Source organism: Zoogloea oryzae, from assembly GCF_030161255.1.
Lineage (GTDB): Bacteria > Pseudomonadota > Gammaproteobacteria > Burkholderiales > Rhodocyclaceae > Zoogloea > Zoogloea oryzae.
The window spans coordinates 1-14,864 of the sequence record NZ_BSPX01000091.1 but is presented as its reverse complement, the minus strand read 5'-3'; the positions used below and the strand labels follow the sequence as shown (position 1 = coordinate 14,864).

Annotated in this window: 11 protein-coding genes and 3 pseudogenes; 9 read left to right on the top strand and 5 right to left on the bottom strand. The window is 67.2% G+C overall.

What is annotated here, in order from left to right; genetic code table 11:
* Window positions 1-133 precede the first annotated feature (133 nt).
* From QQK25_RS24355 to QQK25_RS20215, 5 genes and pseudogenes are all read right to left on the bottom strand, one after another.
* Window positions 134-267, bottom strand: a pseudogene (locus QQK25_RS24355) (transposase domain-containing protein); the annotation flags it as partial.
* A 28-nt stretch (window positions 268-295) separates the two neighbouring features.
* A complete protein-coding gene (locus QQK25_RS20230) occupies window positions 296-703 on the bottom strand; it encodes an IS66 family transposase (protein WP_438696556.1) in 408 nt (135 codons plus the stop codon).
* Window positions 663-1,802: pseudogene (gene tnpC, locus QQK25_RS20225) on the bottom strand (IS66 family transposase); the annotation flags it as partial. The pseudogene tnpC and the gene QQK25_RS20230, both read right to left, overlap by 41 nt.
* Window positions 1,803-1,863: 61 nt before the next feature.
* Complete coding sequence (gene tnpB, locus QQK25_RS20220; protein WP_284189579.1) at window positions 1,864-2,202, bottom strand: IS66 family insertion sequence element accessory protein TnpB; 339 nt, start codon at window positions 2,200-2,202, stop codon at window positions 1,864-1,866.
* Entirely contained in the window at window positions 2,190-2,567 is a 378-nt protein-coding gene (locus QQK25_RS20215; protein WP_284189578.1) for a transposase, read from the bottom strand. The genes tnpB and QQK25_RS20215 overlap by 13 nt, the downstream gene beginning before the upstream one ends.
* A 139-nt stretch (window positions 2,568-2,706) precedes the next feature.
* Here QQK25_RS20215 and QQK25_RS20210 point away from each other — a divergent pair.
* From QQK25_RS20210 to QQK25_RS20170, 9 genes and pseudogenes are all read left to right on the top strand, one after another.
* A pseudogene (locus QQK25_RS20210) lies at window positions 2,707-3,039 on the top strand (transposase); the annotation flags it as partial.
* Between the two features lie 268 nt (window positions 3,040-3,307).
* Complete coding sequence (folD, locus tag QQK25_RS20205) at window positions 3,308-4,171, top strand: bifunctional methylenetetrahydrofolate dehydrogenase/methenyltetrahydrofolate cyclohydrolase FolD (protein WP_284189577.1); 864 nt, start codon at window positions 3,308-3,310, stop codon at window positions 4,169-4,171.
* Window positions 4,172-4,220: 49 nt separating this feature from the next.
* Window positions 4,221-4,739 carry a 5-(carboxyamino)imidazole ribonucleotide mutase gene (purE, locus tag QQK25_RS20200; RefSeq protein WP_284189576.1) on the top strand — a complete coding sequence of 173 codons (519 nt, stop codon included), beginning with the start codon at window positions 4,221-4,223 and terminating at the stop codon, window positions 4,737-4,739.
* Between the two features lie 16 nt (window positions 4,740-4,755).
* Window positions 4,756-5,910: a 5-(carboxyamino)imidazole ribonucleotide synthase gene (locus QQK25_RS20195; RefSeq protein WP_284189575.1), complete on the top strand. Its 1,155-nt coding sequence runs from the start codon at window positions 4,756-4,758 to the stop codon at window positions 5,908-5,910.
* A gap of 13 nt (window positions 5,911-5,923) precedes the next feature.
* Entirely contained in the window at window positions 5,924-6,904 is a 981-nt protein-coding gene (locus tag QQK25_RS20190) for an L-threonylcarbamoyladenylate synthase (RefSeq protein WP_284189574.1), read from the top strand.
* Between the two features lie 852 nt (window positions 6,905-7,756).
* Entirely contained in the window at window positions 7,757-10,528 is a 2,772-nt protein-coding gene (locus tag QQK25_RS20185; RefSeq protein WP_284189573.1) for a C2 family cysteine protease, read from the top strand.
* A gap of 212 nt (window positions 10,529-10,740) precedes the next feature.
* Window positions 10,741-11,943, top strand: coding sequence for a PEP-CTERM sorting domain-containing protein (locus QQK25_RS20180; RefSeq protein WP_284189572.1), 1,203 nt, complete (start codon window positions 10,741-10,743; stop codon window positions 11,941-11,943).
* Between the two features lie 28 nt (window positions 11,944-11,971).
* Window positions 11,972-14,173: a type I secretion system permease/ATPase gene (locus tag QQK25_RS20175; RefSeq protein WP_284189571.1), complete on the top strand. Its 2,202-nt coding sequence runs from the start codon at window positions 11,972-11,974 to the stop codon at window positions 14,171-14,173.
* A 4-nt stretch (window positions 14,174-14,177) separates the two neighbouring features.
* Window positions 14,178-14,864: putative HlyD family type I secretion protein (locus QQK25_RS20170; RefSeq protein ID WP_284189570.1), on the top strand; the 687-nt coding region annotated here is incomplete at its 3' end.

Sequence of the window (14,864 nt, the reverse complement as noted above, 5' to 3'; positions counted from 1 at the left end):
GCCTCAGGGGGTGTTACGCTTTGGAAAACAACAAAGCCGACACTAAGCGTAAGCACCCGGCCAACTCATCTTCCCCCGGCCCCTTAGCTCGCTAACCGTAGTAAGCACCCGGCGATCCCTTCTTGACCGAGCTTCAGGCGGAATCCGGCCTCCACCGATGCGGCAACAGCGACTCTGCGGCTGAGTCGGCAGGCGGGTGAGGACGTCCTTCAAATAGGCGAAGGGCTCATGCTCATTTAGGGGTGCTGACTGGATCAGGCTGGTAAGCCCCCGGCAATCCCCTCTTGACTGCGCCTCAGGCTGAATCCTGTCGCCACCGATGCGGCAACAACTCCCCGATCCGACTCTGCGGCTGAGCCGGCAAGCGGGTAAGAACGTCTTTCAAATACACGAAGGGCTCGTGCCCATTCAGGCGCGCCGACTGGATCAGGCTCATGATCGCCGCGGCCCGCTTGCCGGCGCGCAGCGAACCGGCAAAGAGCCAGTTCTTACGGCCGATGGCAATCGGCCGGATCTGGTTCTCGATCCAGTTGTTGTCGATGGGGATGCGCCCATCCGTCAGGTAATGGGTCAGCGCGGCCCAGCGTTTGAGGGTGTAGTCGATGGCTTTGGCGCTGGATGAGCCGTTGGGAATCTTGCCCCGACATTGCAGCAGCCAGGCCTTGAACTCTTCCAGCAGCGGCTTCGCCCTGGTCTGACGCAGCGCCTGGCGGGCTTCGGCGTCCAGTTCGCGGGCCGCCTGCTCGATGGCGTAGATTGCCGGCGATGCGCTCCAGCGCCTCGCCGGCAATCTGGCTCTGCCCGCGCTCCTGCAACTCGAAGAACTTGCGCCGGGCGTGGGCCATGCAGCCGGCTTCCGTCACCCCTTTGGTGATCAAGGCCTTGTAGCCCGAGTAGTCGTCGCAGACGAGGGTGCCGCGCCAGTCGCCCAGGAAGTCCTGGGCGTGCTTGCCCGCGCGGCTGTCGGCAAAGTCGTAGATCACCGCCCGGACCGGATCGTGGGCACCGATGCTGTAGGACCACAGGTAGGCCCGGTGGGTCTTGCCGGCGCCGGGGTCGAGCATCGCCACCGGCGTCTCGTCCGCGTGCAGCACCGGGAAGGCGAGGAGTTCTGCCTTCAGCGCATCGACCAGGGGTTGGAGCTGCACGCCCATCTGGCCGACCCACTGGGCGAGCGTCGATTGGGGAGTCGCGAGCCCCGCCCGGCCGAAGATACCTTCCTGGCGGTAGAGCGGCAGATGATCCTGGTACTTGGCCACCAGCACCTGAGCCAGCAGCCCGGCGGTCGGGAGGCCCTTGTCGATCACGTGGGCCGGCACCGGGGCCTGGATCAGGGTTTCGCACTGGGCACACGCCCATTTGCCACGGACGTGGCGCTCGACGCTGAAGGTGCCCGGGGTGTAGTCGAGTTTCTCGGCCACGTCCTCGCCGATGCGTTTCATCTGGCAGCCACAGGCGCAGAGGGTGGAGTCCGGTTCGTGGTGGATCTCGGTGCGGGGCAGCTCCGGCGGCAGCGGCTTGCGCTTGGCCTGTCCCTTGGCCGTAGACGGCTTGCCGGAGAGCTGTTCGAGCTCCTCGGTCATCGCCGCCAGGTCGGCCTCGACCGTCTCCTCGAACAGTTGGGCCTGCTCTGCCGGCAGGCGCTCCGTCTTGACGCCGAAACGCCAGCGCTTGTGCAGCGAGAGCTCGTGGGTGAGCTGATCGATCTTGGTCTGGCGCCAGGTGAGCTCCCGGTTCTGGGCGATGAGCAGCTGACGCAGGGCGTCGGCGTCGAGTGCGTGGAGGTTGGCGGGGAGAACCATGCCTGGATCATGCCGCGCCATGACCCCGCTCACCATCGGGGCAACTCCGGATGGTGGACAGTCAAATCATCCGGATCGACCCGTCACCGCTTAGCTGCTGCCAGGGTAGACCCAGCACCAAGGCGTCGAACTGGGCGTGGGTGAGCGTGAGCGAACCGGCCCCTTCCGCCCAGCGGAAGCGCCCCTGGTGCAGTCGCCGGCAGGCGAGCCAGATCCCCTGGCCGTCGTGGATCAGCACCTTCATCCGTGTGCCGCGCCGGTTGGCGAAGAGGTAGGCGTGATGCGGGCGCGCCTCGCCGAAGACCTGCACCACCTGGGCAAGGAGCGTGTCCATGCCCGCCCGCATGTCGAGCGGCGCCACCGACAGCCACAAGGCTTCGACCCGGATCACCCGAGCCACTCGCGCAGCCAGACACCACAGGCGGCGGCCGAGGACGCGGGCCAGTCTACCGTGACCACCGCGGAGCCTTTGCGAAGTTCCAGCCGGATAGGGGCCTCAAGGCTGGGGGAAAGCTGCACTGGGACAAAGCCGCCCATCGGCTCGGAGGCCGCCACACGTAAGGGCAGGCGGGACAACTCGGGCGGCTCGATGCCCCGCTCGCGCATCCAGCGCCGCAGCTGGTTGGCGTTGATCCCGTTGGCCAGGGCCACACCGGCGACAGAGGCGCCGGGCTCACTACAGGCTTCGATCAGGGACTGCTTGAACGCCTCGGAGTGGGTGCGACGGGTACGGCGGGGCTGGGGGGTGGTCATGGAAGTGTCCACTTCTAAGGCGTAGTGGACACTATGGTTAGCGAGCTAAGAGGTCGGGGGAAGATGGGATCGCCGGAGGCTTACTCAGGCTGAGCCGCCCCGGGTTTCCTAGAGCATGTTCTGAACCATGCCATCGTAAGATTCACGGGCTATGGCAGACCGCAAACCCTACCCCACCGATGTCAGCGACGAAGAATGGGCGTTCGTCGCACCTTATCTGATCCTCTTTCCGCTCGATGCCGGCCAGCGCCGGCACGATCTGCGCGAAGTGTTCAATGCGCTTCGCTATGTCGTGCGCACGGGTTGTCCGTGGCGGATGCTGCCCAACGACCTGCCGCCCTGGTCGCGCGTGCATCAGCAGATGCAGCGCTGGTTCAAGGCCGGCTGTTTCGAGGCCATCGTGCACGACTTGCGCATGCTGTTGCGCTTGGCCAATGGGCGCACACCCCATCCCTCGGCCGCCATTCTGGACAGCCGGACGCTGCTGGTAGGAAACCGCGCGGTGCTATCCGCGACCACCTCGCGGGATCGAAGGACTACCGGGAGAGCGGTTTAGTCCACGCCTTAGAAGTGGTCGGGCTGTCAGTGGCAACGCTGCCAGGCGGCTTGGCGGGCCGCTCGTTGAGGGTAATTGAATATTCAAGGGGCGACTATCTTGACGTTCGCCGCAGTCCGCCCAATGCGGTGCGGCTGGTGCGTGAATTACGGCTAAGTCGTGGTAGACTCTCAGGTTTTTCCTGAGGGGCGCAGGCATGACGGCTCGCATCATCGATGGCAACGCGCTTTCCGCGAAACTCCGCGGAGAACTCGCCGCGAAGGCGGCTGAACTGACCGCAAAGGGCACCCAGCCCTGTCTGGCGGTGATCCTGGTGGGCGGCGATCCGGCTTCGGCCGTTTACGTGCGCAACAAGGTGGCTGGCTGCGAGAAGGCCGGCATCAAGTCCCTCAAGTTCGAATACCCGCAAGATGCTGCCCCCGCCGACGTGCTGGGCAAGATCGCCGAGCTCAACGCCGATCCGTCGGTGCACGGCATCCTGGTGCAGCTGCCGCTGCCCAAGCAGTTCGACGAGAAGGAAGTGCTGGAAGCGATCGCCGTCGAGAAGGACGTGGATGGCTTCCACGCTGAGAACGTCGGCCGCCTGTCGCAAGGCCAGGAAGCCTTCGTGCCGTGCACGCCCAACGGCGTGATGGAGATGCTCAAGAGCATCGAGATGCCCCTGCGCGGCGCCGAAGCCGTGGTGATCGGTCGCTCCAACATCGTCGGCAAGCCGATGGCGATGCTCCTCACCGCTGCCGGCGCCACCGTCACCGTGTGCCACTCGGGCACCCGCGACCTCAACTTCCACACCCGCCGCGCCGACATCCTCGTGGCCGCCATCGGCAAGCCCAAGTTCGTCACCGGCGACATGGTCAAGCCGGGCGCCACCGTCATCGACGTGGGCATCAACCGCCTTCCGGACGGCAAGCTGTGCGGCGACGTGGATTTCGAATCCGCCAAGGAAGTCGCTGGCGCCATCACCCCGGTTCCCGGCGGCGTGGGCCCGATGACCATTACGATGCTGCTGGTGAACACCGTGGTGTCGGCTGAACGCAGCCTCGCCAAACTCAAGGGCTGATGCCCGGTCCGCGCCTTCGGGCGCATTCTGAACACAGTCTGGACACGCAATGAACGCCTCTTCCACCTTGACCCAAACCTCCTCGCCGGTGATCGGCATCGTCATGGGCTCCAACTCCGACTGGCCCACGATGCAGGCTGCGGCCAAGGTGCTGAAGGAGTTCGGCGTGCCCTTCGAAGCCCGCGTCGTCTCCGCCCACCGCACTCCCGATCTGATGTTCGAGTACGCGGAAGCAGCCCGCGCGCGTGGCCTTCGGGCGATCATCGCCGGGGCCGGTGGCGCCGCCCACCTGCCGGGCATGATCGCCGCCAAGACGACCCTGCCGGTGCTGGGTGTGCCGGTGCAGTCCAAGGCGCTGTCGGGCAAGGATTCCCTGCTGTCCATCGTCCAGATGCCCAAGGGCATTCCGGTGGCCACCTTCGCCATCGGCGAAGCCGGCGCCGCCAATGCGGGCCTCTTCGCCGTGTCGCTGCTGGCTGCCACCGATGCCGCCCTGGCCGACAAACTCGACGCCTTCCGTGCCGAGCAGACCGCCAGCGTGCTGGCCATGACCCTCGACCCGATCTGATTCCAGGATTGACGCGATGATCCTCCCGCCCGCCACCCTCGGCATGCTCGGCGGCGGCCAGCTTGGCCGCTTCTTCGTCGCCGCGGCCCACGAAATGGGCTACAAGGTCTGGGTGCTCGACCCCGATCCCCACAGCCCGGCCGGGCTGATCGCCGACCGCCACCTGCAGGCGGGTTACGACGATTTCGCCGCTCTCGATACTCTCGCCGATGCCTGCGCTGCGGTGACCACCGAGTTCGAGAACGTGCCGGCCGAGACGCTCGATTACCTCGCCAAGTTCATTCCGGTGCGTCCGGGTGCCTCGGCCGTGGCGGTGTGCCAGAACCGCATCGCCGAAAAATCCTTCCTGCGCGACAACGGCCTGCCCCACGGCCCGTTCGCGGTGATCCATTCGGAAGCCGACATCGCCGCCGCACCCGCCAGCCTCTACCCGGCCATCCTCAAGGTGGCCCGCTTCGGCTACGACGGCAAGGGCCAGGCCCGCGTCACCAACGCCGCCGAGGCCCTGCACGCTTTCCACCAGTTCAAGAACGAAGCCTGCGTGCTGGAGCAGATGCTCACCCTCGACTACGAAGTCTCGGTGGTGCTCGCCCGCGACGAGAACGGCAAGGTGAAGTGCTTCCCCACCGTCGAGAACCAGCACACCCGCGGCATCCTCGACGTGTCCATCGCCCCGGCCCGGGCCAGCGGCTGCCTGCGTGATTCTGCCCAGGAGTACGCCGAGCGCATCGCCGAGCGGCTGGGCTTCATCGGCACCCTGGCGGTCGAGTTCTTCGTGAGCCGCGGCGAGCTGTTCGTCAACGAGATGGCGCCGCGCCCGCACAACAGCGGTCACCACACCATCGACGCCTGCGTCTCCAGCCAGTACGAGCAGCAGGTGCGCGCCCTGTGCGGCCTGCCGCTGGGCGACACCACCCAGCACAGCGCTTCGGTGATGGTCAATCTGCTCGGCGAGCTTTGGTACGAGGGCGGCGAGCCCCACGGCCGCTACCGGGAGCCGGACTGGTCGATTCTCCATGCCGTGCCCGGCCTCAAGCTGCACCTCTACGCCAAGCACCACGCCCGCCATGGGCGCAAGATGGGTCACTTCACGGTGGTCGGCAGCGACGCCGCCGACGTGCTGGCCAAGGCGCTGGCCGCCCGCGCCGCCATCGGCGTACGCGGCGACTGATCCAGCCGGCCGCATGAACGACATCCAGCAGGCCGTCGCGCTGCTCCGCCGGGGCGACCTCGTCGCCCTGCCCACCGAGACCGTCTATGGCCTCGGCGCGGACGCGATGAACCCCGACGCCTGCGCCAAGATTTTTGCCGCCAAGGGCCGCCCGTCGGATCACCCGCTGATCGTCCATCTGCCCGACGCCGAGCAGCTGCCCCAGTGGGCGCGGGCGATCCCCAAGGAAGCCATCGCCCTGGCCCGCGCCTTCTGGCCCGGCCCGCTCACGCTGATCCTGAAGAAGCACGAAGACGTGCCTGATCTCGTCACCGGCGGGCAGGATACCGTCGGCCTGCGGGTGCCCAACCACCCGGTTGCGCTCGAACTGCTGCGCGCCTTTAACGGCGGCATCGCGGCGCCGTCGGCCAACCGCTTCGGCCGCATCAGCCCGACCACTGCCGCTCACGTGCGCGAGGAGCTCGGCGATCGCGTGCCACTGATTCTCGACGGCGGCCCGTGTCAGGTCGGCCTCGAATCCACCATCCTCGATCTCTCCCGCGATGTGCCGGTCATCCTGCGTCCCGGCGCGATCGGCGTGGACGACATCGCCCGCGTCATCGGCCGTCGCCCGCGCCTGCGTGGCGAGGATGAGGCGGAGCGGGGCGGCAGTGTCGCGCCCCGGGTCTCCGGCGCGCTGGCCGCCCACTATGCGCCGCGCACGCCGCTGGAGCTGGTTGCGGGCGCCGATCTGCTGGCAGCCCTCCAGCCGGGCGATGCCGTGCTCGCCCGCATGGCGCGTCCGGGCAGTCTGCCGGACGGCGTGCGCTGGGTTGTAGCCGCGCCGGACGCCGCCGCCTACGGCCATGATCTCTACGCCGCGCTGCGGGATCTCGACACCGCCGGCTGCCGCCGCATCCTCGTCGAAGCCCCGCCGGCCAGCCCGGAATGGTCCGCCGTCATCGACCGCCTCGGCCGCGCTGCGGTGGGCTCTGGCGAAGACGACGAAACCTAGGCCATGTGGATGTTCGCGCAACCCAAATGACTGCGGCGGATAAGGCGACGAAAGACGCGAGGCGTCGTGCTGGCTCGTTAAGTGGCTTCGGAAACCGGCTTCCATCCCAATCTGCCTGAGGCGTGAGCGGGGCATCCCCCCGTGCCCGTCCTGTGCTGGCAGGCCGCCAGCTCCATCGACTTCAGCGATTTCTCCCATAGGCCGCCGGGCAAGTCGAAGCGCCTCACCAGCGCGGTACACATCGGCATGGCCCGGTCGGGCCCAATGGCCACTTGCCGGAGAACTCGAAGACACGGCGTCCTCCTTCCTCCATCTCGCTGCACTCGGGACTGGCGCCTACCCGTTCGGCGTACAGCGCCGCGACCATCAGGGTGCGGATGCGGTCGCCTCGGATCGCCGTTACTGCTATCGCCCGCCGGCGTCAGGGCTTGGGGCAAGCTTATGGTTGGCTCGATGCTTGCCCTCAAGGCACTTGCACGCATTTTCAGAAGATGAAACTGCGTATGGCATATGCGGATGTCCCGGGAAAAGGGGGGCGTCAACTCGCAATTGCGCTTGTTCAAACGTGTCGTGATGTTTCTCACGCTGATTGTACTGAAGTGTTAATTAGGCCGCTCTGCTTACCCGTTTAGGCCCTTGACATCAAATACTTGTAAGCTAAAGTTCATAACTGCAATGCATCCCTGGATATGCTATAGGGGTAAGTCGCGGAAGGGGGAGGCAGTTCCGGTGGTTCAAGCTGGGATTGGCTTGGTGGTCGGCGCGCCTGACGGGCCACCGCGCATCCGCAATGACAACCACCGCCGGTTGGCACAGGCGTCTGCGCCGGCGTATCAGATCAGAAGAACCGCCATGCCCAACGTTGCCAAGATCTCCAGCTGGACGAAGGCCGAGTACCAATCGCTCAGCGCTTCCACCGTCATCTCCCTGTCACCCACGCAGATCGGTCAGATGGCCCACCCCGAGTGGCTGCTGCCGTCGGCGATCTCTGCCCTCAGCCCGACGCAGGTGCCGTCGATCATCAGCAGCGCGTGGTCGATCTTCGATGCCGCCTGGCTGAACGCACTGTCGGCCAAGGCCTTCGCGGCCATCCCCGTCAGCCGCATCTCCAGCCTGTCCTTCACCACGCTGTCGGGCCTGAACGCGGCCCACGTGGGCGCCCTGACCAGCGCCCAGCTGGGTGAAGTGTCGGAATCGCGCTGGGGGCGCCTGTCGGGCGCCTGGATCAACTCGATCTCGCTCAGCGTGATGCCGAAGCTGTCTTCAACCTTTGCCGTGAGCAACTGGAGTTCGAGCGCAACGGCGGTGCTGGACGTTGCACACGTCAAGGCCATGACGCCGGAGCAGATCGGTGCGCTTGACTCGCCGGAGAGCCTGAGCCCGGCTGCCATCGGCGCGCTGTCGGCGGCCCAGGTGGCGGCGATCAGCGACTACAACTACCAATACCTCACGCCGGCGTGGTTCAACGCGCTCAGCACCAGCACCTTCGGCGCCCTGTCGGTCGGCCGCATCCACGATATCGGCAAGGACAACCTGTGGGCCCTGGACGCCGCCCACATCGGCGCCCTGAGCGCAGCCCAGCTGGCCAAGCAGTCCGACTCCTTCTGGTACTACACCGACGGGAAGTGGTTGAACAGCCTGTCCCCCAGCACCCTTGGCCAACTGCCGACCAGCGCCGTCAAATGGCTCGACAGCGCAGCCATCGCCGGCCTGGATACGGCCCACCTGGGCGCACTGACGGCCACCCAGTTCGCCGCCCTGGGTTCGCCCAAGAGTGTGCTCAGGGCGCTGACACCGGCCCAGATCGGCGCCCTGGGCACCGGCATCCTTGCCGCGCTGACCCAGGAACAGGTCAAGGTGCTGACCGCCGCACAGGTTGGTGGGCTGACCGGTGCGCAGATCTCCGCCCTGAGCTCGACCCAGATCGGCTGGCTGAGCAGCCCGCAGGTAGCCGGCCTCGGCGCCCAGGCCGTGACGGGCCTGCGCGCCAGCCAGCTGGACGCGCTGGGCACCAATCTGCACGGCCTGAGCCCGGCCGCCTTTGCCGCGCTGCCGGCCGAACGCCTCGCCGGCCTGACCAATCTGCAACTCAGCACGCTGACGGCGGCGCAGTTCGCGGCGCTCGATGCCCAGCAACTCGGCGCACTGAGCGCCAGTCAGGTGAAGGTGCTCACCCCCGGCCAGCTCGACGGTCTGCGCAACCATGTGCAGTGGCTCAGCCCGGCTGCCGTAACCGGCCTCAACAGCACGATGCTGACCGAACTGACCGCCGACTTCAGCGCCACGCAACTGGCAGCGCTGTCGTCCACGCAAAGGGCCGTCGTGCAGAAGGCCAAGGACGAAACCACCGCGCTGCTCAATAACCTGAGCGTCAGCGGCATCCGCACGCAGGTGAGCGCGGCGCTGCAAAGCGGCGAATCGCTGTTCAGCTACAACGGCCTGCTCAAGGTGCTGCAAGACGTAAACGCCTCCATGGGCAGTTCGACGCTGACGAGCGCCCAGTTCAACGACCTGAAGACCCTGACTGCCTCGGTCGGCAAGGTGCTGGGCACCGATTCGTACCTCTACGGCATCACCAACGCGGTGATCAACGGCAGCGCCGGCAACGCCACCTGGACGGGCGGCACTGCCATGCACAACGCGCTGGGCAACCTCGACGTCGGTCGCTCGGCCTACACCTTCGATAAGCTGATCGACAAGTGGTTTCTGGGTCAGGATCTGCCCACCTGGACCGACAGCACCGCCTACTCGCGCGTCGACCTGCCGCTGTACTCCAAGAACGGGCCGGACGACGCCGAGATTTCGCAGGCCGAGGTGGGCAACTGCTACATGCTGGCCAGTCTCGTGAACATCGCCGACGACGATCCGGAGCTGATCGAATCGATGATCACCGACAACGGAAACGGCACCTACGGCGTGCGCATGTATGGCTTGAAGGACGAGCTGCTCTACGTCACCGTGAACGATGAGCTGCCCGGCGCGGGCACCGCTGGCACGGGCGTTTCGACCTCTGGCGCCTACTGGGTGTCGGTGCTCGAAAAGGCCTTCGTCAGCTACACCTCGATGGTTCGGGGTGACGCCAACGCCTACGCCTCCATCGAGGGCGGCAACGACGAAGCCATCCAGGCCTTTACCGGCCGGCACATGGACACCTACAACGTCGCGCGTGACGATCCTGCCGATCCCGTGGCCACCAAGAAGGCCATGGTTGCGGCACTGACGACCGACGACGAAGACGTGCTGTACGCCAGCTACACCATCCGCAATTCCAGCGACGGCAAACGGGAACTGGTGAGCGGGCACATGTATTCGATCCTGGGCTACAACTCGAGTGCCGACACCTTCACGGTGCGCAACCCCTGGGGTTCGACGGGTGGGAGCAGCTGGATCGGCACTTTCGATCTGACCTTCGACCAGCTCTGGCGCGACAGGAGCTATGTGCTGATCACCGACGAAGACGCCCCGGCGGGTGCTGTGGATTGGGATCGTTACCCGATGAGCAGCGCCGCCGACCAGCTCGTGCAGGCCATGGCAACGCTGGACAGCGGCAGCGCGTCCGCGGCGCTGATGGCTGCGCCGACGGCAATGGATCCGCGCACCGTCATGCTGGCCATTCCTGGCTGATACCCCTGCGCCCGGGCTCCATGCCCGGGCCGCACCTGATTGCATCATCGATAACGAAGGCGCGTCTTGCCGCGTCATCGGCACCACGGGCGTGGTGCCCATTTTCGTGCGCGCCATCTGTCGGGGTTTGGATGCTGCTGCCCGGGGGAAGGCAGCCGAAGTGTCGCGAAATGAGGGCGCACTGACAACGTGAAATTCCTGGAGAAGAAATCATGGTTCTGAAGAATGACGAAGCTGTAGTGGCATGGGCCGGTGCCGAGCAGCGTATGCCCACTTCGGCAGCGCGCCGGTGGGCCAAGCGGCTCCAGCGCGGTGGTGTGGCCTTGCTGTTGGGCAGCGTCGCCAGCACCGCGGGCGCGGCGGCTTACACCTTCACGCAACTGCCCTCGCTCGGCGGCACCTATGTGTACGCGTCGGGTCTTAACAACGCCGGCCAGGTGGTGGGCGAGGCTGCGCTGCCGGGCGATGTGGACACCCGTGCCGTGGTCTGGAACGGCGGTACGCCCACCAACCTGGGGACCATCGGCGGCAGCTATAGTTGGGGCTCGGCGATCAACAGCGTGGGGCAGGTGGCCGGCGGGTCCGCCACCGCGGGCGATGTGACCGAGAGCGCAGTGCGCTGGAGTGGCGGCGTGGGCACCGAACTGCCCACGTTGGGCGGCAGCTATGCCTGGACGATGCGCATCAACGATGCTGGCCAGATCGCCGGCACTTCGTCGATCGCCGGTGATGCGGCAGAGCGTGCCACCCTGTGGTCTGCGTCGGGCGTGGCCACCGATCTGGGGACGCTGGGTGGCACCAATAGCTGGGGCATTGCCATCAACAAACTGGGTCAGGTGGCGGGCTCGGCGCTGACCGTCGGCGACGCGGCAGAGCACGCCGCGCTGTGGAGCGGCGGCACGGTGACCAATCTGGGCACCTTGGGCGGCTCCTACAGCTGGGCCAACGCCCTCAACAGCGCCGGCAATGCTGTCGGCAGCTCCGCCATCGCCGGTGATTCGGAGCGCCACGCCACCTTGTGGAGCAGCGGCACGGTGACCGATCTGGGTACGCTGGGCGGCTCGTACAGCACGGCGTTCTGGATCAACGAGCTCGGGCAGGTGACCGGGGCGTCCTACACCCTGGGCGATGCCGAGGAGCACGCCACGCTGTGGAGCGGCGGCTCGGTGATCGACCTGAACGATTACCTCGATCCGGCGCTGTCGAACGACGGCTGGTATCTGGCGCAGGCGCTGGCCATCAACGACAACGGCTGGATCATCGCCAACGGCTACGATGGGCTGGGCAACGACGTGTCGTTCCTGCTGGTGCCTCAGGCGACGGCCAGTGTGCCCGAGCCGGGCGCCCTGGCCTTGACGTCGGTGGCGCTCGCGGCTGCGCTGGGGATCCGCCGCCGGCAGATCCGCGCAGCATGATGCTGGCGGTTGCGGGTTGACGCGCGCCGTGCGGACCCCGGAAGCGAACCCCGGCGCGCCCTCCACGCCCGACGCCGGCCTGTGGAGCCTGCTGGCCATTGCGGCGCTGCACGGCGTGGCCGCCGACGAGGCGCAGTTGCGCCACACGCACGGCGAAGGCGCGTTCGACCCTGCCGCGCTGCTGCTGGCGGCCCTGGGCGTGGGGCTGCACGCGCGCACCGTGCGCCAGAATCCAGCGCGGCTGGCGCAGGCGCCGCTGCCGGCCATCGCCTGCGACACCGAAGGCCGCCATTTCGTCGTCGCCCGGCTCAGCCCCGACGGCCGTGTGCTGGTGCAGCGCGCCGGCGAACTCCCCGCACTGTGGACCCTGGAGCAGTTGCAGGCCGTGTGGACGGGCGAGTTGGTCTACGTCACCAGCAAGGCCAGCTGGGCCGGTGCGCTGGCGAAGTTCGACTTCAGCTGGTTCATCCCGGCCATCGTCAAGTACCGCGGCATCCTGGCCGAGGTGCTGCTGGTGTCGCTGGTACTGCAGCTCATCGGCCTAGCCACGCCGCTGTTCTTCCAGGTGGTGATGGACAAGGTGCTGGTCAACCAGGCGCTGACCACCCTCAACGTCATCGCCATCGGCCTGCTCGGCGCCACCCTGTTCGAGGCGCTGCTGTCAGGTATCCGCAGCTGGGTCTTCGCGCATACCAGCAGCAAGATCGACGTTGAGCTGGGGGCACGGCTGTTCCGGCACCTGCTGGCGCTGCCGCTGGCCTATTTCCAGGCGCGTCGGGTTGGCGATTCGGTGGCTCGCGTGCGCGAGCTGGAGAGCATCCGCAGCTTCCTCACCGGTAACGTGCTGACCTTGGTGATGGACCTGCTGTTCTCCGGTGTCTTCATCGCGGTGATGTTCTGGTACAGCGTGCCGCTGACGCTGATCGTGCTGGGCTCGATCCCGGTGTACGTGCTGCTGTCGCTACTGTTCACGCCGCTGATCCGGCGTCGGCTCGAAGAGAAATTCAACCGCGGCGCCGAGAACCAATCCTTTCTCGTCGAGACCGTGAGCGGCATCGACACCGTTAAGGCGCTGGCGGTGGAGCCGCGCTGGACGCAGAAGTGGGATCAGCAGCTCGCCGGCTATGTCAGTGCCAGTCTGGCAGTCACCCGCGTCGCCACGCTGGCCGGCGGCGGCGTGCAGCTGGTGAGCAAGCTGGTGACGGTGGCGCTGCTGTGGTTCGGCGCGCGACTGGTGATCGACCACCGTCTGAGCGTGGGCGAGCTGGTCGCCTTCAACATGCTGGCTGGCCAGGTGGCCAACCCCATCCTGCGCCTGGCGCAGATGTGGAACGATTTCCAGCAGGTCGGCATCTCCATGAGCCGGCTCGGCGACATTCTGAACACCCCGCCCGAGGTGGCCGGCCAGAAGACCCGGCTGCCGCGGCTGCAGGGTGCCATCGAGTTCGATCAGGTGTCGTTCCGCTACCGGCCCGACGCCGCCGATGTGCTGCGTCAGGTGTCGCTGCAGATCCGGCCGGGGGAGGTCATCGGCATCGTCGGCCGATCGGGCTCGGGCAAGAGCACGCTGACCAAGCTGGCGCAGCGCCTCTACGTGCCCGACCGCGGTCGTGTGCTGGTCGATGGCCAGGACATTGCCGTGGTGGACACCGCCAGCCTGCGCCGCCAGATCGGCGTGGTGCTGCAGGAGAACACGCTGTTCAACCGCTCTGTGCGCGACAACATCGCGCTGGTGCAGCCGGCTGCGCCGATTGAGGCGGTGATTCAGGCCGCACAACTGGCCGGTGCGCACGAGTTCATCTGCGAGCTGCCCGAGGGCTACGACACCATCGTCGGCGAGCACGGCACCGGGCTGTCAGGCGGCCAGCGCCAGCGCATCGCCATCGCCCGTGCGTTGCTGACCGACCCGCGCATCCTGATCTTCGACGAGGCCACCAGTGCGCTCGACTACGAATCCGAAAAGATCATCCAGGACAACATGCGCCGCATCTGCCGCAGCCGCACCGTGCTGATCATCGCCCACCGGCTCTCGGCCGTGCGCGACGCCGACCGCATCGTCGTGATGGAGCGTGGCCAGATCGTCGAACTGGGCCCGCACGCCGAGCTGCTGCGCAACCCCCATGGCGTGTACAGCCGGCTTCACCAGCTGCAGTTCGGCGATGCCGAGACGCCCGCCGCACCGCCGCGGCCGCAGCCGCCCGGCGCACCCGCGGCCGGACAGGAGGCCTGAACCGATGGCCATCATCCACCGCCTGCAGGCTGCAGCGGAACTGCTGGGCCGCTACGGCCGCGCCTGGCGCCACGCCTGGCAGCATCGCGACGAGCTGACGCCGCCGCCGCACACGCGCGACGAAGCCGAGTTTCTGCCAGCCGCGCTGGCGCTTCAGGCAGAGCCGATATCACCCACCGGACGCTGGGTGGCGCGGATCATCGTAGCCGGTGTGTTCGGCGTGCTGGCCTGGGCGTTCCTGGGGCACTCCGAGATCATCGCCAATGCCGGCGGGCGCATCGTGCCGCGCGGCCAGAGCAAGACCGTCGCCGCGCTGGAGACCGCCCGCGTGCGTGCGCTGCACGTCGAGGAAGGCCAGACCGTGCACGCCGGCGATCTGTTGGTCGAGCTGGACACCCGGCTCAGTGACGGTGAGCAGCTGGCCGCCGAGCAGGCCCGCGCGCAGGCCGAGCTGCAGATTGCCCGCGCCAGCGCGCTGCTGCAGGCCCTGGACACCGGTCGTGCCCCGGTGCTGCCCAACCTGTCCGGTGCCGACCCCACGCGCCTGAGCACCGCGCAACGCCACCTGCAGGACCAGTGGTCGGACCTGCAAGCCCGGCTGGCGCGGCTGGACGCCGAGATCCGCCGCAGCAGCGCCGAGCTGCCGCTCGCCACCCAGCGCGCGCAGGACTACGCCGAGCTGGCGCGTAGC

Coding starts and splice junctions, on each gene's coding strand:
- QQK25_RS20195 (WP_284189575.1), top strand. CDS start 4,756: ATGATCCTCCCGCCCGCCACCCTCGGCATGCTCGGCGGCGGCCAGCTT.
- QQK25_RS20185 (WP_284189573.1), top strand. CDS start 7,757: ATGCCCAACGTTGCCAAGATCTCCAGCTGGACGAAGGCCGAGTACCAA.
- folD (WP_284189577.1), top strand. CDS start 3,308: ATGACGGCTCGCATCATCGATGGCAACGCGCTTTCCGCGAAACTCCGC.
- QQK25_RS20180 (WP_284189572.1), top strand. CDS start 10,741: ATGGTTCTGAAGAATGACGAAGCTGTAGTGGCATGGGCCGGTGCCGAG.
- QQK25_RS20190 (WP_284189574.1), top strand. CDS start 5,924: ATGAACGACATCCAGCAGGCCGTCGCGCTGCTCCGCCGGGGCGACCTC.
- purE (WP_284189576.1), top strand. CDS start 4,221: ATGAACGCCTCTTCCACCTTGACCCAAACCTCCTCGCCGGTGATCGGC.